Source organism: Burkholderia lata, from assembly GCF_000012945.1.
Classification (GTDB): Bacteria; Pseudomonadota; Gammaproteobacteria; order Burkholderiales; family Burkholderiaceae; genus Burkholderia; species Burkholderia lata.
The window spans coordinates 28,071-47,185 of record NC_007510.1; the positions used below are offsets into that span (position 1 = coordinate 28,071).

18 protein-coding genes and 1 tRNA gene are annotated in these 19,115 nt (G+C 65.9%); 9 read left to right on the forward strand and 10 right to left on the reverse strand.

Annotation, left to right across the window (positions count from 1 at the left end):
- Positions 1-109 precede the first annotated feature (109 nt).
- Both BCEP18194_RS06030 and BCEP18194_RS06035 read right to left on the reverse strand, forming a co-directional pair.
- The gene (locus tag BCEP18194_RS06030) at positions 110-640 is read right to left on the reverse strand and encodes a cytochrome b (protein ID WP_011350438.1); all 531 of its coding nucleotides are present in this window, start codon (positions 638-640) and stop codon (positions 110-112) included.
- Positions 640-1,734: a catalase family peroxidase gene (locus tag BCEP18194_RS06035; protein ID WP_011350439.1), complete on the reverse strand. Its 1,095-nt coding sequence runs from the start codon at positions 1,732-1,734 to the stop codon at positions 640-642. The genes BCEP18194_RS06030 and BCEP18194_RS06035 overlap by 1 nt, the downstream gene beginning before the upstream one ends.
- A 156-nt stretch (positions 1,735-1,890) precedes the next feature.
- Between BCEP18194_RS06035 and BCEP18194_RS06040 the strand changes: the two genes are divergently transcribed.
- Complete coding sequence (locus BCEP18194_RS06040) at positions 1,891-2,412, forward strand: sigma-70 family RNA polymerase sigma factor (protein ID WP_011350440.1); 522 nt, start codon at positions 1,891-1,893, stop codon at positions 2,410-2,412.
- Positions 2,409-3,167 carry an anti-sigma factor family protein gene (locus BCEP18194_RS06045; RefSeq protein ID WP_011350441.1) on the forward strand — a complete coding sequence of 253 codons (759 nt, stop codon included), beginning with the start codon at positions 2,409-2,411 and terminating at the stop codon, positions 3,165-3,167. Before BCEP18194_RS06040 ends, BCEP18194_RS06045 begins: the two co-directional genes overlap by 4 nt.
- Positions 3,168-3,656: 489 nt before the next feature.
- On the opposite strand, the gene BCEP18194_RS06050 is transcribed toward BCEP18194_RS06045, so the two are convergent.
- From BCEP18194_RS06050 to BCEP18194_RS06065, 4 genes are all read right to left on the reverse strand, one after another.
- A complete protein-coding gene (locus BCEP18194_RS06050) occupies positions 3,657-4,820 on the reverse strand; it encodes a hypothetical protein (RefSeq protein ID WP_011350442.1) in 1,164 nt (387 codons plus the stop codon).
- 444 nt (positions 4,821-5,264) lie between these two features.
- Entirely contained in the window at positions 5,265-5,582 is a 318-nt protein-coding gene (locus BCEP18194_RS06055; RefSeq protein ID WP_011350443.1) for a hypothetical protein, read from the reverse strand.
- Positions 5,583-5,711: 129 nt separating this feature from the next.
- Positions 5,712-6,041 carry a hypothetical protein gene (locus BCEP18194_RS06060; RefSeq protein ID WP_011350444.1) on the reverse strand — a complete coding sequence of 110 codons (330 nt, stop codon included), beginning with the start codon at positions 6,039-6,041 and terminating at the stop codon, positions 5,712-5,714.
- A gap of 28 nt (positions 6,042-6,069) precedes the next feature.
- Positions 6,070-6,441 carry a hypothetical protein gene (locus BCEP18194_RS06065; protein ID WP_011350445.1) on the reverse strand — a complete coding sequence of 124 codons (372 nt, stop codon included), beginning with the start codon at positions 6,439-6,441 and terminating at the stop codon, positions 6,070-6,072.
- A 479-nt stretch (positions 6,442-6,920) separates the two neighbouring features.
- On the opposite strand from BCEP18194_RS06065, the gene BCEP18194_RS06070 reads away from it, so the two are divergent.
- A tRNA-Val gene (locus BCEP18194_RS06070) sits at positions 6,921-6,997 on the forward strand.
- Positions 6,998-7,306: 309 nt separating this feature from the next.
- Positions 7,307-7,810 (forward strand): DUF2628 domain-containing protein, encoded by a 504-nt coding sequence (locus tag BCEP18194_RS06075; protein WP_011350446.1) that lies wholly within the window; start codon positions 7,307-7,309, stop codon positions 7,808-7,810.
- Between the two features lie 101 nt (positions 7,811-7,911).
- Here the strand turns inward: BCEP18194_RS06075 and BCEP18194_RS06080 are convergent, their stop codons facing one another.
- On the reverse strand, positions 7,912-8,793 hold the full coding sequence (locus tag BCEP18194_RS06080; RefSeq protein WP_011350447.1) for a sigma-70 family RNA polymerase sigma factor: 882 nt from the start codon (positions 8,791-8,793) through the stop codon (positions 7,912-7,914).
- Positions 8,793-9,269 carry a carboxymuconolactone decarboxylase family protein gene (locus tag BCEP18194_RS06085; RefSeq protein WP_011350448.1) on the reverse strand — a complete coding sequence of 159 codons (477 nt, stop codon included), beginning with the start codon at positions 9,267-9,269 and terminating at the stop codon, positions 8,793-8,795. The genes BCEP18194_RS06080 and BCEP18194_RS06085 overlap by 1 nt, the downstream gene beginning before the upstream one ends.
- Positions 9,270-9,808: 539 nt before the next feature.
- Here BCEP18194_RS06085 and egtB point away from each other — a divergent pair.
- The 5 genes from egtB (at position 9,809) to BCEP18194_RS06110 (ending at position 13,509) form a co-directional block, all read left to right on the forward strand.
- Positions 9,809-11,032 (forward strand): ergothioneine biosynthesis protein EgtB, encoded by a 1,224-nt coding sequence (gene egtB / locus BCEP18194_RS06090; protein WP_011350450.1) that lies wholly within the window; start codon positions 9,809-9,811, stop codon positions 11,030-11,032.
- Positions 11,016-12,029 carry an L-histidine N(alpha)-methyltransferase gene (gene egtD / locus BCEP18194_RS06095; protein WP_011350451.1) on the forward strand — a complete coding sequence of 338 codons (1,014 nt, stop codon included), beginning with the start codon at positions 11,016-11,018 and terminating at the stop codon, positions 12,027-12,029. Before egtB ends, egtD begins: the two co-directional genes overlap by 17 nt.
- 294 nt (positions 12,030-12,323) lie before the next feature.
- Complete coding sequence (locus tag BCEP18194_RS06100; protein ID WP_011350452.1) at positions 12,324-12,641, forward strand: hypothetical protein; 318 nt, start codon at positions 12,324-12,326, stop codon at positions 12,639-12,641.
- A gap of 43 nt (positions 12,642-12,684) precedes the next feature.
- Positions 12,685-12,939 carry a hypothetical protein gene (locus tag BCEP18194_RS06105; protein WP_011350453.1) on the forward strand — a complete coding sequence of 85 codons (255 nt, stop codon included), beginning with the start codon at positions 12,685-12,687 and terminating at the stop codon, positions 12,937-12,939.
- Positions 12,940-13,131: 192 nt separating this feature from the next.
- Entirely contained in the window at positions 13,132-13,509 is a 378-nt protein-coding gene (locus tag BCEP18194_RS06110; protein WP_011350454.1) for a hypothetical protein, read from the forward strand.
- Between the two features lie 256 nt (positions 13,510-13,765).
- Here the strand turns inward: BCEP18194_RS06110 and BCEP18194_RS06115 are convergent, their stop codons facing one another.
- Both BCEP18194_RS06115 and BCEP18194_RS06120 read right to left on the reverse strand, forming a co-directional pair.
- Positions 13,766-16,792 (reverse strand): type III restriction-modification system endonuclease, encoded by a 3,027-nt coding sequence (locus BCEP18194_RS06115; RefSeq protein WP_011350455.1) that lies wholly within the window; start codon positions 16,790-16,792, stop codon positions 13,766-13,768.
- Positions 16,792-18,810 (reverse strand): site-specific DNA-methyltransferase, encoded by a 2,019-nt coding sequence (locus BCEP18194_RS06120; protein ID WP_011350456.1) that lies wholly within the window; start codon positions 18,808-18,810, stop codon positions 16,792-16,794. The genes BCEP18194_RS06115 and BCEP18194_RS06120 overlap by 1 nt, the downstream gene beginning before the upstream one ends.
- Between the last annotated feature and the right edge of the window lie 305 nt (positions 18,811-19,115).

The window sequence follows — 19,115 nt, forward strand, 5'->3', positions numbered from 1 at the left end:
GGTGCCGGGGGTCGCTGAACCTCTCCAATGGTCATATATATGCGACACGGCAGAAGCAGCCCCGGTTGCCCGTGAACCGCCCCGCCGCATCGAGCCTAACCGCCGTCGCTCACCGCCCCACCATCGCCCTCACCACTCCGTCCCGTCGAATCAGGCCGTGATACAGCGCAGCAGCAAAGTGCGCGAGGAACGTCGCGAAGAACAGATAGGCCAGCACCCGGTGCGCGACCCGGAGCCAGGCAAACGTCACCGGATCCGCCGCCACGATCGCCGGCAGCTGCACACCGCCGCCCAGCGTCACCGGGTACCCGCCGGCCGACAGCATCGCCCACCCGATCAGCGGCATCGCGAGCATCAGCGCATACAGCACGAGATGCGACCCGTGCGCGGCAACCTTCTGCCACCACGGCAGATCCTCGGGCAACGCCGGCGGCTTCGACAGAACCCTCACCACGATCCGCACGCACACGAGCACCAGCACGGCAATGCCCAGCAGCTTGTGGATCGCCACCAGGACCGCATGCCGCTCGGAAACTGATGCCACCATCCCCACCCCGATGAACAGCATCGCGATGATCATCGCGGCCATCACCCAGTGCAGCACCCGCGCCGGCAAGCTAAACGTCGTCGAAGCCTTCATCACCGTCCCTCCCCACTCAATCGCGCCACGCCTGCCACCCCGGCCTCTTCACTCGTCCTGCGCAGATACGAATCCGCGTAAGCCGCCGACCGCGCCGGCAGCAACGGATCCCCCGATACCTGAATTCCCTGCGGCAGCACCGTCGGGTCGTAATTCACGTCGCGGCACGGCCCGCTGTCCTGCGCCTCCACGCGGTCGAGCACGAGCGTGCCCGCATCGATCGTCGTGCGCTGCGCGGGCCAGACCTTCGTCGCGTCGTCCACCGGATCGCCGGGCTCCGCCAGCGTGACCAGCAGCTTCCACTTCTGCGGACCGGCCGCGATCCGCTGCGTCACGTCCTGCTGCAATACGTTCGGGTCCGCCGCCGTCGCGACGTCACCGGCGCCGGCCGACTGCTCCGGCACGACGCGCCACCGCACCGCCTGGCGCTTGCCGGCCGCATCGACGAAGTAGAACGCGTTCAATCCGTAATAGCTTTCGGTGACGTAACTCGCGCTCGGCTTCGCACCTTTGATCCACTGCAGGAACGCGGCCGTCTCAGGGTGCGATCCGAAAAACGCCTTCACCTTGGCCGGATCGGGCTTGCCCGTCTTCGGATCGGGCCGGGTCGCCATCAATTGCGCGTAGAACGCCTGCGGCGTCGCGACCGGAAACACCGGCATCGCGTTCATCCCGGTTCGCCATTGCTCGCCGTCCGGTGCGGTGAGCCTCAGCGCGAGGCTGCGAATCGGCACGCTGCTGTCTGGCGCATACGGATTCCCGCCCGGCAACGCGAATCGTCCAACCACCGGCGTACGCACCGCCTTGAAGAACGGCGCGACCGAATACATGCTCGCGGCGCCATTGCCTTCGAAGTAGCCGGTCACGCACACGCCCTTCGCGTGATTGCGCCGGAAGCCCGGGTGAATGCCGCCGCCGGCCGTCTGCAACGCGTCGACGATCCGGTGCGGGGTCAGACGCGCCGGCGCGAGCCAGCCGCCGACATACCCGAACGCCACGGCCACGCCGGCCACCGCGCCGCCGATCGCGGCCCAGCGCCACCACCCGCGCCCGGGCTCGCGCTGCGGCGAAGAAGAGGAAGAAGATCGCTCCATATATAGGCTCCCGACCGTCAGGTCATTGTCGAACCCGCGTAGGACGCCACCCGCGCTGGTTTATTCCACGAAAAGTTTTTTCCTATGCTGGTGGAATAAGCGGCGCCGACCGGCGTCCTACGTGGCATCTCGACCCATTCGGCAACCGGCCCGGCCATGCCCTCCACCGCCCTCGACGACGAAGCACTGCGCGAACTCATCCCCAGGCTGAGACGCTTCGCGCTCTGGCTCGCGCGCGACGTCCACGCGGCCGACGATCTCGTCCAGTCGACACTCGAGCGCGCGCTGTCGCGCTGGGCGAGCCGCCGCGACGACGCGTCGTTGCGCAGCTGGCTCTTCACGATCCTTTATAGGCAGTTTCTCGACGGCAAGCGCAGCGCGAAGCGCTACGCGTGGCTGCTTGGGCGCATCCGCGACGACGACGAAGCGCACTGGCCGTCCGCCGAACGCGAATTCGCGGCGCGCGCGACGCTCGAAGCATTCGGCCGACTCTCGGACGAGCAGCGCAGCCTGTTGCTGCTCGTCGCGGTCGAAGGCTTCACCTATCAGGAAGTCGCCGATCTGCTCGACATTCCGATCGGCACCGTGATGTCGAGGCTCTCCCGCGCGCGCCAGGCGCTGCGCCAGCTCAGCGACGGCGAGCTTCCCGCCCCTTCTCTGCGATTGATGAAGAAATGAACACGCCTCCGAACGAACACGACCTTCAGGCCTACGTCGACGGCCAGCTCGACGACGATGCGCGCGCCGCGGTCGATCGCTATCTCGCGCTGCATCCGGAGCGCGCTGAACAGGTGAAGCAATGGCAGCAGGATGCGCAGCGGTTGCGGGCCGCGCTCGAGAGCGTGCGGATGCCGGCGGATAACCCGGCGCTGGATCCGGCGGCGATTCGTGGTCGACGCCTGGAGCGCACGCGGATGCGGTTCGCGATGGCGGCTTCGTTCGTGTTCTGCGTCGGGCTGGGGACGTTGGGAGGCTGGCAGGCACGCGGGTGGAACGCGCCGCCACCGATCGCGCCGATGAGCGATGCGGTCGAGGCCTACCGGATGATGGTGGTCGATCAGACGGCGAAGGTCGATTACCGGCCGACCGGTGCGGGAGATTTGCAGAGGTGGCTCACCCGACGCGTGGGCGCGTCGGCGAAGCTGCCGGATTTGAGTGCGGCGGGGTTCAGGCCGGTCGGCGGGCGGTTGTTCACGACGGACAGCGGCGCCACGGCTGCGATGGTGCTCTATGAGGATGCAGCCGGGCGGACGCTGAGCTTCTATATGCGGCCAGCGGAATCGAAACATCGGCTGCTGCCGGCCGGGCAACGCGTGGACGGCGCGCTGTTGGCACGGTACGGGTCGGTGAACGGGCTCAACTATGCAGTGGTCGGGCCGGCCGGGAGCCTCGCGGAGAAAGCAGTCGCGCAGGCGCTCGATCAGCAGACTTGAGTGGTACGATGCGCGCCCGGCTGGCGGTCGGGGGTAGCCGCCAGCGCCCGGAATGTTGCGGCTTTGCTGACTGGGGCGCGCTCACGCTCACCGCTCGCCTGCACAGTGTTTCGACTGACTTGCTCGGCCTGTTGTCCACACCAGGGCACCTTCGCTACCCTCACCCGTCGGTGTCACAGGGTTTTGAGTCGCCGCGGAGCGGGATATCCACATCGATCGCGACGACGCCTCGCGTGGTCATTGATCGACTCGTTCACCTTGGCCGGGCACAGCGTTGCGAGTCGTTCGAGGGCGGGATATCCACAAGCCGCTTTGCCACCTGCGCCCGCACGACAGCCGGACTGACGCACGCAGGCGAATCCGCATCGCGCAAGCGTCCGGCCACCGCCATACACGGCATTTTCGTCCCGCTGGAAGCCACCTTTCCACACTGGCCGATGCCGGCACTTACGTCATCGCGTTCTCGATGCAGGCTGCTGCTGTCGTCGCTCATGGAGCGCACTGAATGTCCGAATCCTTCACCTTCGCCGTATTGCCGTGCGGTGCCAGCATCTCCGGAAACAGTCGCGCGACCGGCTGTTGCGATGCCACCCAGTCGGGATAATCGGCCTGCATGTCCTGCAACAACCGGGCGCGGTTGTCTTCGCTATAAGACGCCTGGATCAACGCGAGCGTCGAGTAAGGTGCCTTCATCGGCATCTCGAAAGCAGGCAGCTCGCCGAACGCATCCAGCCGGCTCCCGACCACCGACACGGCGTTCAACGGCGGCAACCCGGACGATCTGGCCTTCATCCGCCGCCAGCTACATACCTGCTCGACACGCGTCGGGTGTTCCGACAGCGGCACCTCATCGGCCGGCGCCGCCTCCGCCTGCGGCAATTCGACCGCGTAGACGTACGTAGGCTGCGCCTTCCAGGGGCGGGGTCGCTCGGACCACATTCGCCAGTCCCAAAGCGGAAGGTAATCCTCCGGCCAGGTATAACGGAGCCCCATCCGATCGCCCCACTTCACCGGCACACCAATGTTTCCCGGATAGTCGTCGCCGAGCACACGCGGCTTGGCGTCGGCATTGCTCACGATCAGATAGAGAACGCCCTGCCGGACGAGGACGACAGGAATCGGAAGACGCGGACCCAGATCCCACTGACCTACCGAGTATTTGAGCGGCGGCAGAATCACGCCGCGCTTGAGAAAGTGCTGGCCGCCGTCCTGCGAAAGAAACACTTCGACAAGCGGACAGGGAATGCTGCTGGGGTACTCGCGATTACATCGGCGACTACGGTACATCCCGCCGAGCAATACGATCGTCTCGGGATCGTCCGTCCGAAAGACGGTGTACTGCAAGGCGCTTTCTTCGGGAAAAAACGTCGAGATATGGCGCGCGTCATCGACAAAACGCCACTCGGCACGCTCGGAGAAGGTGGTGCGTGGAATCAGGATCGGCGCAAGCTCCAGCGAGCGATTTGCATCGAACTGCACCCAGGGATAGTAAGGACCGACGATGATTCTCGGGTCGTTCGTGACGGCCTGCGCACCTGTGCCGACCGTGGCCGCGAGAATCAGCGCCGACAACCGCATTGAAAACGACGCGCGCTTCGCGCTCAGGAACGGCAATTTCGTCACGCCCCGCAATCGCGCAAGCAATCCGTGCATCGTCTTCCCGCCTTTATGGTTGGTGTTATCCGGCTATGAACCGGCCTCTCAGGCTGCCATCGTATCAGCAGACCGGTGCAGCCCTCCCGGATCGGCACGCCACAGCCCGGTACCGGTACCTCCGTGTGTTTCGCCGAAGACGCATCCCTCACCGCTCGGTTGCACAGCATTTCGAGTCGGGCGAGAACGGGATGTCCACACGCGACTGGCGCGCATCATTCCCGTCATGCCGATCTCGCTCACCCGTGGATCGCACAGCGTTTTGAGTGCAATGAGGGGTGGTTTTCCACAACTGAATGCCTTGGCATCGATGGTTTGCGACGCGCCTGCGTTCGGCGCAGAGGCTCACCGACACTTCGCACAGCGTTCGGAGCTGTTTGCGGATCCGTTATCCCCATACCCAGGCCGATGCTGCGCACGTATCGGACGCCTTCGGCCATCGCGTCATTTCGTCCCGAATACGCCGAGGACTTCGCCCGTCTCCGGCGAGATAACGTATTCGATCGACTTCCCAAGCCGGTTCGCGTTGCCAAGCCCGCGCATGCCTGGAATGAGCTTTGCCACGAATGTGACGATGATGACGTCATCGTCCGGCCCCGGGTCCGCCATCGATGCTCCCCTGTCCTCGACGCTGATCTCGAAGTTGTGCAAATCCTGCCCGGTCTTCGCAAAATCCTCATAGGCGGCCTTAAGGCCGAGCAACGTCGCGGTATTGAGCCGGACGGAGCATCGATCGACTGCGCCGAAACTCAGCTTCCTCACGGTGTTCTCCGGACGTTACGGGCTCGGGCTCGTCTGCGGTACCGGCCGCGGTTCCAGGAAATACTGCGATTCGTCGGGAACGACGCCGTCTGCGTAACCCTTGTACGTCATCGCCTTGCCCCCGGTGATTCAGTCATGCTGCTCGATGACGTATTGCGCGGGCCCACGCCATGCAACCGTACGGTATCCGCGCTGCACCACGCCGATTTCCCGGTAATACTCGACGAGTGCCTGTGGGCTCCAGTCGCGACCCGCGGAGAACAACGCATCGAGATCGACAAGCGCGACAACGAGTGCCTGGCGGTCGGTATCGTCTGCGATTGCGCGTTCCCAGCGCTCGGATTGTCGAGCGAAGCCCAACTGCGTCAGCACGTCGGCGGCAGCCATCACGTCGGTCACGACAACCGCGACGCGGCCGGCAATATCCTTCACCAGCATCTCGTTGACCGGCATCTTCATTGATCGCCGCGTCCAGTTTCATCCACTGTCATCGCCCTGCTTCCTTCACAAGCCATCCGACGATCTCCGCGACGTCCTCGCCGGACAGCTTCCCGACGCGATCGACGAACACCCCGTAGTCGAGATCGAACTTCACGTTGAATCGCTCGCCTTTGTAGCGGCAACACAGGACTTCGGCTTCCGGGATCGACACGCGTTGCTCAAACACGATATCGCCCGGGTGTTGCTGCAACCGGTGTACGACCGCGTCGATATCGAGTGTGTCGAGCCGGGTCAACGAAGAATCACCCATCTGTCGTGAACCTGTGCGCCAGGCCCTCGCTTCCTGAATGCCGGCGATTCTACAGACATGACGGCTCACGTATCGCTCGAGTGCTTCACAGCCTTCCGCTTCGTTCATCCGATCCCTGCACGCAGTGCATATCCTGCCCGGATCACAGTCGGCGGACTGTGCTTATCCAAAGGTGTTAACAGAGTTCGTATACATACGTAGTGATAGTTAACAAACCCTGTGCCTCACAGTGGATAACGTCCCTAACCTCATGAATTCTCGACAGGAAGCGGAATGCATAACCTTGGGTGAGCTACGTGAACAGCTCCGGACATCACAGAACAACTTTTCGTCGATTCACAGCCGCGGCGACATATCCTCAATCGTTCCACTGTGAATCCAGAGGCTTGCCGTATGGTTATCCAGAGGGCAATGTGGATAACATCACAGCGCATCGACGCGTTTTGCTGTGATGCGAACAGGTGAAGCCAACGTTCCCGGCATCGCGAGGCAACATCGATCGTCGGCCCTCGCACACGCCGATTCAAAAAATTTTCACGAAGGGGCTTGTGCTCCTCAAAAACCCTCTCTATAATTCGCGGCTTCTTAGGCTCGTAGCTCAGTTGGTTAGAGCACCACCTTGACATGGTGGGGGTCGTTGGTTCGAATCCAATCGAGCCTACCAACGAACAAAATGAAGGGGTCTGGCAGCACAACTTGCCTACAGGCAATGCGGCTCGCCAACATACAAACGCCACGCGGCAACATCGCGTGGCGTTTTTCTTTTTCCGGCCGAAACAACGCATGTCGCCCCGGTGCGTTGCGCGATCCACGGCATCGCATCCTTCCTCATCGACACCTCGATCCGTCATGCAACGGCCGCTGCGCCGCGCGTAGAATCGTGTGCACATCGAAGCGGCTGTTCCGATCGTCGCCCGATCTCCAACGCATCAAAACAACGACGCGCGATCCGCGCGACTGAGAGCACACGACCATGTCCGACGTCACGACCGCCACGTCATCCGCGAGCACCGACGAGATCGCTGCTTACGTCGGCAAGAAAGCCGCCTGGTTCGAGAGGAAATGGGAGATCGCCGCGTCGCGAAAGAACCGGCAGTCGTGGAACTGGGCAGCCTGTTTCCTGGGCCCGGTGTGGATGGCGTATCGATGCATGTACTGGCAGGCGGCCGCCGTCCTTGGCGTGACGCTCTCGATCACGCTGGTCGAGCTGCTGTTCTTCCCGAAATACTTCGAATCGAGCACGCTCGACCCGGTCACCATCGGGATCGCGGTCACGCTCGGCTGGTGCGGGAACAGCCTCTACAAGACACACGTCGAGCGCAAGATCGAGAAGCTGCGCCCGAGCGCGACGTCGCGCGAGTCGTTGCTCGCGCTGCTTGAAGCGCAGGGTGGCACGAACTGGCTCGCGGCAGCCGGTTTCGCGATCGCGACGCCGTTGCTCGGCTTCCTGATCTACATCGTGGCCGGCGCGTACTGATCGCAGGAACCGGCCGCCGGTAAGGCAGGGCGGCAGGACGGAGAAAAGGGCGCATCGCGGTCGTACATGCGCACGGCACCCGACATGCGATCCCGCCGCACTCAATGCAGATGCTTCAACTTGTCAGGATTGCGCACGACATAGATCGCAACGATCTTCCCGTCCTCGATCTCGAGCGCGGTGGTCTGCAGCTCGCCATCGGATTCCTCCGTGACGAAACCCGGCAGCCCGTTGATGAACCCGGCCCGCACGAGCTTCGACGCATGCGTGGTGAACAGCTCGGCCAGGTACGCGTGCACCTTCATCACGAGTTCGAAGCCGAACACGGGCTTGCCTGCAGCCGTGCGCTTGCCGCCGCCGTCCGAATGCAGGCTCACGTCCTCGGCGAGCATCGCGCCGAGTGCGCGCATGTCGCCGCTGCGTGACGCCGCAAAGAACGCTTCCGCCAATTCGATCCCGCGCTGCTTCTCGACGTGGAAACGCGGCCGCGCCTCGCGCACATGCGTGCGGGCCCGCGCGGCGAGCTGCCGGCACGCGGCCGGGTCGCGCTGGATCGTCGTGGCTACCTCGTCGAACTCGAGGCCGAATACGTCATGGAGCAGGAACGCCGCGCGTTCGAGCGGCGAGAGCCGTTCGAGTGCGAGCATCAGCGGCAGCGTGACGTCTTCCTGTTCATCTTCCTCGACGACCGGCTCGGGCAGCCACGGGCCGATATACGTCTCGCGCTGGTGCCGCGCGGACTTCAGCTGGTCGAGGCACATGCGCATCACCATGCGGCGCAGGAACGCTTCAGGGATGCGCACCTCGGTGCGGTCGACGTCCATCCAGCGGATGAACGCCTCCTGCACCATGTCCTCGGCATCCGCGACGGAACCGAGCATCCGGTACGCGACGCGGATCAGCGTGCGGCGCAGCGGGTCGAAACTCGCGGCCGCATCGGCCCGTTCTTCGGCGCTGCCCTTGGCCGGGTCGAGGTTCGGCATCAGGCCACCATCTTCGCGGCGGCGGCTTTTGCATCAGCCGGATCGATCCACAGCCCGAAGCCGACCGCGAGCCGGTTCCAGCCGTTGATCACGTTGATCATCAGCGTGAGATTCACCTGTTCCTCCTGGCTGAAGTGGTCGTTCAGCGCCGCGTACGCCGCTTCGTGCGCCGCGTGGCCCTCCGACAGTCGCGTGAGCGCGTCGGTCCAGCCGAGCGCCGCGCGTTCGCGGTCGGTGTAGCAGGGCGCTTCGCGCCACGCGGACAGCAAGTAGATGCGCTGCTCGGTCTCGCCTTGCTCGCGCGCCTCGGCCGTGTGCATGTTAATGCAGTTCGCGCACGCGTTAATCTGCGACGCGCGGATCTTCACCAGCTCGATCAGCGCCGGCTCGAGGCTCTTCGCGGCAGCGACCGAGACGGTCATCCAGCTCTTCATCAGTGCGGGTGCGGCGGCAAACGGGTTGAGTTTCGCAGTCATGGTCCTTCTCCTTTCGTGTGGGTTCCGGTGATATGACGAGCGAGCCCCCCGCGTGTGTGACATCGACGCAAAATTTCTTTTGAAGCCGACGAGCGGATCGGCGCGGAAGGCCGCCGGGCAAGGGCGGGCAGGGCGCGCTTCGAACGCGAAAGACGCGGCGAGCATGGTGCGTGCGCCCGTGCTGGTCAGACGATTCCGCATTCACGTCAGGGTGACGATCACGGCCGTGTGAAGGTCCGCCGCAGGCATCTCCGCACGCACCTCGATACGCGCTGATGTCAGCAATTGGCAGGTGATCGGTTGCTTTCATTTACATTTATCTGCCGTTTCGTCCGCATCTCGATCAGCAGCATTCACATTTCTGGCCCATACTGTTCTGCACGGGCAGATGAAGTGACGCCGCATCAGCGGCCCGGCGCGCGCGCCGGCTGCCCGACGACGCAGCAGCAGGTCGCACGTCAGCCGCGCGCATCACGCGCAAGGCTTTCCCTTTTCCGGCAACACGCAACGCAGCGAATCGCGACGTGGACGGTAAACCGATGAGCCTCCTTGCATCACAGCTTCAGCGCCGTTACCAGGACGTGCGCGCCCATAGCGTCGCGTTGACCGCGACGCTGTCCGCCGAGGATCAGGCCGTGCAGTCGATGCCCGACGCCAGCCCGACGAAATGGCACCTCGCGCATACGACCTGGTTCTTCGAAACCGTCGTGCTGATGCGCCGCGTGCCCGGCTACGCGCCGTTCGACGCGGCCTTCCAGTTCCTCTTCAACTCCTATTACGAAGCGCTCGGCCCGCGCCATCCGCGGCCGCAACGCGGGCTGCTCACGCGCCCGTCGCTCGACGAGGTGCATGCGTACCGGCAGCACGTCGATGACGCGATGCTGCGCGCGCTGGCCGGCGCCGATGCGGCGTTGCTCGAGACGATCGCGCCCGAGGTCGTGCTCGGCCTGCATCACGAGCAGCAGCACCAGGAGCTGATCGTCACCGACATGCTGCACGCGTTCTCGTGCAACCCGCTGAAGCCGGCATTCCGGCCGCGCAACGGGACGGACGCGGGCGCGATGGCCGCGGGCGATGCCGGCCCGCAGCACTGGCTGCATCAGCCGGGCGGGCTCGTCGAGATCGGCCACGACGGCGATGCGTTCTCGTTCGACAACGAACGGCCGCGCCACACGGCGCTCGTGCGGCCGTACGAGATCGCGAACCGCCTGGTGACGAATGCGGAATTCGCGGCGTTCGTCGCCGACGGCGGCTATACGCGGCCCGAGTTCTGGCTGTCGGACGGTTGGGCCACGGTGCAGCGGGAAGGGTGGCAAGGGCCCGCGTACTGGATGCCCGACGACGACGATGCGGCCGCCACGCGCGTACGGCGCACGTTCGGCCTGCATGGCGTCGAACCGCTCGCTCCCGACGCACCGGTGTGCCACGTGAGCTTCTACGAAGCGGCCGCGTACGCGGACTGGGCTGGTGCGCGCCTGCCGACCGAATTCGAATGGGAAGCCGCGTTCCCCGCCGAAGGCATCCGGCAGATGCTCGGGCACGTGTGGCAATGGACGCGCTCGTCGTACGAGCCGTACCCGGGCTTCCGGCCGCTCGCGGGTGTCGCGGCCGAATACAACGGCAAGTTCATGGTCGGCCAGCAGGTCCTGCGCGGCAGCAGCATCGCAACGCCGCCTGGACACGAACGGCCGACGTACCGCAATTTCTTTCCGCCGGCCGCGCGCTGGCAATTCACGGGAGTGCGACTTGCGCGAGACGTCTGACCAGACGGCCACGAGCGGTGGCCAGCAACCCGCCCGCGATTCGCGGCCGAGCGCGTTCGCGCGCGACCTGATCGACGGACTGTCGCGTACGCCGCGCAGCATTCCGCCGAAATACTTCTACGATGCGGCCGGCTCCGTGCTGTTCGATCGCATCTGCGAACTGCCGGAGTATTACCCGACACGTACCGAGCTCGGCATCCTGCGCGACCGCGCGGCCGAGATCGTGCGGCGCGTCGGTCCGCATGCGGAACTCGTCGAATTCGGCGCGGGCTCGCTCGAGAAGATCCGCGTGCTGCTCGACGCGTTCGCGGGCAACTATGCGAACGCGCCGGCGCGCTACGTGCCGGTCGACATCTCGGCCGACTACCTGCACGACGCCGCCGCGCGGCTGCGTGCCGCGTATCCGTGGCTCGACGTCGCGCCGATCGCGGCCGACTACACGAAGGCCGAGCAACTGGCCGAACTGACCGCGACACCGGCGCGGCGCATCGGCTTCTTTCCCGGTTCGACGATCGGCAACTTCTCGCCGGAAGAGGCCGATGCGTTCCTGCGCGATGCCGCGCGGCTGCTACGCGGCGGCGGCTTGCTGGTCGGCGCGGATCTCGTGAAGGACGAGCGCACGCTGCACGACGCGTACAACGATGCGCAGGGCGTGACCGCGCAGTTCAACCTGAATCTGCTGGTGCGCGCAAACACCGAGCTCGGCGCGGATTTCGACGCCGACGCGTTCTCGCACTGCGCGTTCTACGACAGCACGCGACAGCGCATCGAGATGCATCTCGTCAGCGATGTCGCGCAGACCGTGCACGTGCGCGGCCATGCGTTCCGCTTCGAAGCCGGCGAGCGCATTCACACGGAGAACTCGCACAAATTCACGATCGACGGCTTCCACGCGATCGCGCGCCGCGCAGGATTCGCGCCCGATACCGTGTGGACCGACGCGGACAACCTGTTCAGCGTGCACTGGCTGCGCAGCGTCGACGATATCCGCGCGTGACGCGCGCTTGTGGACCGCTCGCATACGGTGCGGGCGGTTCGCCTGCATCGCATTCCAGCGCACACGGGCGTATTCCGATCGCCCGGTTTCGTGCCGAAAATCCCCTTTTTACCGGTCCGATGCACCGCTGCAACGGTGCGTAGAATGCCGCCTCTTCCTTGTCGCACAAGGCTGTACGGGCACCCGTAAACGTCCGTTACCTGTCTCGCATACCCGTTTCACCTGTGTCTGTGTCCGGTGCCTAGACTCCGAACCGTATTCACATGACGCACGACACGTGCAGGGAGTCGCGAGATGAACAAGAAACTCATTCTCGGTGCAGTTCTCGGTGTAGCGGCGCTGGCAGCTTCGGGCGTCGCATCGGCCCACGTCGACTTGTCGGTCGGCATCGGTGTACCCGCGTATGCGGCGCCGGCGCCCGTCTACGTGGCGCCGCCTCCGCCCGTCATGTACGCGCCGGTCGGCTATCGCGATGACGGCTATCGCGATGACGGTTGGCGCGGCGACGGCTGGCGTCAGCGCGAGTGGCGCGAACACGAGTGGCGCCGTCGTGAGTGGCGCGAGCATGAATCGCACGATCGCGGCGGTTGGCGCGGCGGCCGCTGGGACTAAGCGAAGCGGCTCGACTTGATCGCTACAAGAGGAGAATGAAAACATGATGCCCATTCGACACATCAGGCTGTGCGCTACCGCCGCCATCGTTGCGCTTGCCACCATCGGCAGCGCGCACGCGGCGGGCTGCATGAAGGGTGCGGTGGTCGGCGGTGTGGCCGGCCACTATGCGGGGCACCACGCGGTCGTCGGCGCGGTTGGCGGCTGTATCGTCGGTCACCACATGGCGAAGAAGCACGCGCAAGAAGAGGCCGCGCAGCACAAGGCCGCCGCGCAGGGCATGCAGCCGGCGCAGTAAGCATCATCGTCACCGGGGCGGCGCTGCGGCGCCGCGCCCGCCTGCTTCGTTCCCCGTTCACGCACGATCCGGATTGATGTGACGAATGCGCGTCGCGCGCATCGTTACGATCATTTACAACGTCGTGTGGCGCGAATCTGGCGCGTTCATAGAATGCAGTCACACGAACGCACACCAACCAGGGATCACAAGATGAAACACCGACGATATCTGTCCGTACTGACGGCCGCGCTGCTCGCGCTCGGCACGGTTTCCGCGCATGCCGCAGCCGGCGGCAATGGCGGTGGAAACGGTGGTGGCGGTCATGGCGCAGGTGGCTCGGGCGGCAATGCGGGTGGCATGTCCGCCGGCCACATGAGCGGCGAGGCGTCGAGCAACTCGAACGGCATGCACGCGGGCGACCGCGACAAGGGCCTGTCGCGCGCGGCCGACCGCTCCGACACGATCGCCGATCGCGCCGGCGTGCAGCCGGGCCACGGTCACACGCACGGACATGCGCATGGTCACACCACGCACGCATCGATGTCCACGCATCATTCGCATCACCACGCATTGGGCCGCACGCTTTAAGCGCGGCGTACCAACGGAATGGAAGGGCGCTTCGGCGCCCTTTTTCATTGCGGGAAGGCAACGCGGCTGTCGCGCGAAAACATCGTGTCGACCCGATTTGCAACCAGCGGTAACCGCGCCGCGAACGGGCGCGAATACGGGTCGCTTACAGGCGGTTAACGGGCAGGAAATCGGCGCACGGCGCGCGCATCACGAGCGCGACCGGCCGTGTCGAGAAAGCCGATAAAAAAAGGGCGGCTCATTGCCGCCCTTCGTCTTATCGCCCGGTGCCCACCAGCGGCACCGCAGGCTCAAACAACGCGTCGGCCTGCCTGACGCGCACGAAGCGCGCCGCGCCGTCGCCGTCCACCAGCGCGCGGAAATGCGCTTCGCCGCACGCGAGCTTCGCACGCTCGTGCTCGCTCGGCACGTTGCCGTCCGCATTCGGCGTATCGACGACGAAGTACAGCCGCTCGCCGCCGTCCTGTTCCGCGAGCACGGCCCAGTCCGGGTGATAGCTGCCGAGCGGCGTCTGCACGCGGAACCATGCGGGCAGCTTCGCGTACAGCTTCACGCCGTCGTGCGCCTCGAGCGCATCGGCGAACGCGCGTTCCGCGTCCGTCTCGCACACGACCGCCTCGTGGATCGACTTCTGCGCATCGGGCCGCAGGTTGCGCAGATAGCCGGTCAGCGCCTCGCTCTCGAACGATTCGAGCGCATGCACATGGCGCTCGCCGAGCTTGCGGTACGCGATGCCCGCGACGAGCGCGAGCCGCTTGCAGCGGTTGATCGCATCGGCCGCAACCGTGATGAACTGCTGCGGATTCACGCGGAAATCCTCGAGCCGGCCGCTGTCGGCCAGGATCGTCGCGAGCGAACGGCGCGTGAGCTGCGTGCGGTCCTGCAGCTCGGTGAGCAGGTCGGGCAGCGGCAGCTCGCCTTCGTCGAGCAGCACCGTGCCGGCGCCGGCCACCTCGATCGCCTCGATGCCGGCCTTGCCGATGTCGATCTCGGCCTTGCGCCACTGCAGCCGTGCGCGTGCGATGTCCGGCGCGTCGTGCAGCGCAGCCGCGCAGTCTCGCACGAGCTTCGCGTTGTCGAACTCGACGCGGTACACGGTGCGATGGCGGATGCGGTCCCACAGCGCGCGGAACTCCTCGCCGAACACGACGGCCTTGCCCGATGCGTCGCGTCGCAGCGCGATCGCACGGCGCTCGTCCGCATTGCGAACCGCAAAGCGGCCCGACAGCTTGCGCAGCGTCGCGACGATCGGCGCGCGCAGCATCTCGAACGCCTCCGGCAGCACCAGCGCGCTCTGGCGCAGCGCATCCTTCAACCGGTCGAGCACCTTGCCCTGCGCGTCGACGTAGCCTTGCTCGTGCAGGTGATTCCACAGCACGCGCGACAGCTCGACGCCGAGCGCATGCGCGGGCCCGTCGCCTTCCTGCACGGGCAGCGCCGCGAACTGGTGCTCCTCGACGATGCCGAACCGGATGCCCGTATCGGCCTCGATTTCCTTCTGCAGGTTCTCCGCGAACGACTCGTAGCGCTCGGTCGCGATCACGGTGAGCGTGTTCACGCCCGCATCGCGCACGCGTTCGCCGTCCTGGTCGACGGCGAGGCGCAGCCCGCGGCCGAGCGTCTGGCGGCGCTCGCGTTCGGTCTGGATGTCGCGCAGCGTGCAGATCTGGAACACGTTCGGGTTGTCCCAGCCTTCCTTCAGCGCCGAGTGCGAGAAGATGAACTTCAGCGGCGTGTCGAACGACAGCAGCGCTTCCTTCTCGCGCATGATCAGGCCGTACGCACGCTCCGCGTTTTCGCGCGCCGCGGCGCTGCTTTCGCTCGTGTCGGTCCAGCCGCCCTTGCGGTCGATTGAGAAGTAGCCGTTGTGCGCGCGCCCGACTTCGAGCGCGACGTCGACACCGTCGAACAGCGCACGGTAGGCCGGCACACGTGCCGCACGCGCATATTCCTCTTCGAAGATCAACGCGTAGTCGCCCTTCACCGGCATGCCGTTCTCGTCGTACTGGCGATAGCGCTCGACCGAATCGACGAAGAACAACGACAGCACCTTCACGCCGCGTTCGGCCAGGCGCAGCTCCTTGTCCAGATGCTCGCGGATCGTGCGGCGGATCATCTCGCGCTGCACGGCGAGCGTGTCGATGTCGCCGAACGCTTCGCCGAGCGACAGGAACGCCTCGCCTTCCGGATGGCGCAGCTCGACGTATTCGGCGCCCTTCACCGCATGGACTTCGCCGATCCGCAGCCCCGCGTACAGCGCGCGCTTGGTCAGGCGTTCGAGATCGTCGCCGTCGGTGGCGGTCACGATCTGGCGCTTCACGCCGGCCGTCGTCGCGACGTCGAGCTCGACGCGCGCGCTGATCGCGCCGCGCCGGTTCGACACGCCGACGAGCCGCACGTAAGGCTTGTTGTGCGCATCCTCGACGATCGCCGATGCGATCTCGATCTGCTTGACCAGCTTGCGCTCGTACGCGTCGACCGCGTCGAGCCGGTACACCATGTGGTGACGGTCGACGTGCGTGGCCGAATAGCGCAGCGTGCAGAGCGGCGCCATCGCGGCGAGCGCTTCGCGGCCGCGGCCTTCGAGCCCGCCGTCGACGCTCTGCGGCTCGTCGACGATCACGATCGGACGCGTCGCGCGGATCAGGTCGATCGGCTTCTCGCCGCCGGTCTTCTCGCTGTCCTTGTAGAGGTTGTTGATTTCCTTCTTGTTGATCGCCGCGACCGTCATCACCATGATCTGGATCGCCGCGCTCGCCGCGAAGTGGCGCACCTGGCCGAGCTTCGCTGAGTCGTACAGGAAGTAGTCGTACGGCACGCCCGCGTACAGCGCGCGGAAGTGATCCTCGGTGATCGCGAGCGTCTTGTGCACGCCTTCCTTGATCGCGATCGACGGCACGACGATCACGAACTTCGTGAAGCCGTAGCGGCGGTTCAGCTCGAAGATCGTGCGCAGGTACACGTAGGTCTTGCCGGTGCCGGTTTCCATCTCGACGGTGAAGTCGCGCGAGCCGGGCAGCCCGGACGGCGGCAGCCCGCCGCGCAGCTGCACGTCGGCGAGATTGCGCGCGAGCGCGTCGTCGGTCAGCGACAGCCGGTTGCCCACGCCCTGTTCCGACACCGCGAAGCCGAGCGAGCCTTGCGCGGCGGCCGTGGTGCCGGGCGCGGCGTTCGCGAGCACGCTGAAGTCGCCGCGATACGATTCCTGGCCGCGAAACAGGTCGCAGACGGCGTCGATCGCCTCGCGCTGGTAGTCGAGATCCGCTTCGAAATGCAGCCGCATCACAGGCTCCGCACGCGCTTCACGCCGTGCTGTTCGAGCAGCGCGGCGAGATTGAGCTTCGCGACGTCGTCGACGAAGCCGCTGTCGCGGAACAGGCACGTGACGTCGTGCGTCGTGCCGGTCGCATCGAGCAGGTCGACGATGCCGTCGGCGAGCGGGCCCGCGTCGTCGCGCGCGATGCGCGCATCGAAGCACGCGACGATCGAGCGGCCGATCAGGTGCACGGTCTTGCCCGCCACCTGGTGATGCTCGACCGGCGTGCACAGGTCGAGGCCGAGCTTCAGCGTCAGCTCGGCGAGCAGGTCGTCCTCGGTGCGGCCGGTCTTCACGTGCTCGACGGACGCGAACAGCGCATGGTCGAAGTCGTCGCGGCGCGGATCCCACTCGATCACGTTGGTCGTGTCGAGCCGGTACACGCGGAAGCCGAGGTCGCCATAGCTTTCCGGATAGTCGCGTGCGACCTGCTGCGCGGCGCGGCGCAGGCGTTCCTTCGTGATTTCGGCGAGCGTCAGCGGCTTCTTCAGCTTCGTGCAGAAATCGGCGGCGCTCTGCTGCGTCTTGTCGCGGCGGTCGAGCGCTTCGGGCAACTGCACGAGCACGTAGCGGCGCGCGCCGCCGTCGGTCGCGTTCACCTGCATCACCGCGTGGCCGGTCGAGCCGGAGCCGGCGAAGCAGTCGAGCACGATGTCGTCGCCGCGCGTGCACCAGCCGATCACGGCCGCCGCGAAATCGACCGGCTTCGGCAGGTCGAACGGGATGCCGAGCGTCTTCAGCAGCGCGTCGTCGGAGCCGGCGAACGGCAGCACCGACGGCACGTTCTCGTACATGTTCTCGTCGAGGTAGTAGATCCGTTGCGGCTGCGTGCTTTCATCCGCGCCGAATTCGATCTGGCCGCGCTCGATCAGCGCCTGCATCGTCGCGGGCGGGTTGCGCCAGCCGCGCGCAGGCATCGCGCACGGCTTGCCGGTGACCGGGTGGATCAGCGGCGTGAAATACTCTTCCGGCGCCTTCTTCTTGTTCGGCCAGGCCATCGACACGAGGCGGTACACGCGGCCTTCTTCCGACAGCCGGTCGTACATCACCTCGCCGCCGGACAGGTTGGTCTGCGCCTTCATCCACGCGCGGTACGCCTTCTGCGCGTCCTTCGGGTTGCCGCTGCGGTACACGGCGTCGTGCGCGGCGTCGAGCATGCGCTGCGCATTGCGCTTCGGGCGCTTGAGCGGCGCCTGTTCGAGCAGCGTCTCGGCGTTGCGCGCGAACAGCACCAGCGATTCGTGCTGGTACGCGACGCCGCGCGCGTCGCCCTTCGGGTTGCGCTTGTCCCACACGGCGACGCCGAGCTCGTTCTCCTCGCCGAAGATCTCGCGCAGCATCAGCACGAGCGCATGCACTTCATGCTCGTCGATGTGCACGGCGATCAGCCCTTCGTCGGACAGCAGCGCGTGCGCGAGCTTCAGGCGCGGATACATCATGTTCAGCCAGTCGGTGTGGAACCGGCCGTTCGCCTCGGTATTGGTGCTGCGCTTCACGCCGCCCTGGGTCTGCCCGGTCATCGCCAGGTAGTGGCGGATGCTGTCGCTGAAGTCGTCCGGATAGACGAAATCGCTGCCGGTGTTGTACGGCGGGTCGATGTAGACGAGCTTCACCTTGCCTGCGTAACTCTTGTGCAGCAGCTTCATCACGTCGAGGTTGTCGCCCTCGATCACGAGATGGCGCGTGTCGTCCCACGCGACGCTGTCGTCGGGGCAGGGGCGCAGCGTGCCCGTCGACGGCGTGAGCGCGGCCTGGCGCGCGCTGCGCTTGCCATGCCAGTGGAAGCCGTAGCGCTCGTCGGCGTCGCCGACCGTGCGTTCGCCGATCAGCGCCTTCAGCACGTCGACGTCGACCGACGCGCCGCCGGGGCCTTCGGTCACGAGTTCGGGGAACAGCGCCTTCAGGCGCGCGACGTTGTCGGCGGTGAAATCGGTCGACATCGCCTGCGGGCTTGCCGCATCGAGTTTCTGCATCGTCTTTTCCATCGGAGCCCGGCCGCGCGCGCCAGGACATCGGGCGCGCTCGCAGCACCGGCGGCAACGGCCGCCCGGGCAAACCCGAAACGCTATCGAGTCACCCGGCCGAGGTCAAGCGCCGATGTGGGGCGATCGTGCGGACATCGGCCGCGATTGCCCGCCGGACGGGGCGCAAGCGGCTTCGGGCCGGTTGTCGCAGGGCCGGCCGGCAGCCGCCTGGCGGGCGTCCCCGGAGGCACGCCGGAAAGGACGAAAAAAAGGGCACGGTCGGCGCCAAGCGCCGGCGTGCCCGCATGGAGAATCCCGGATGGAGG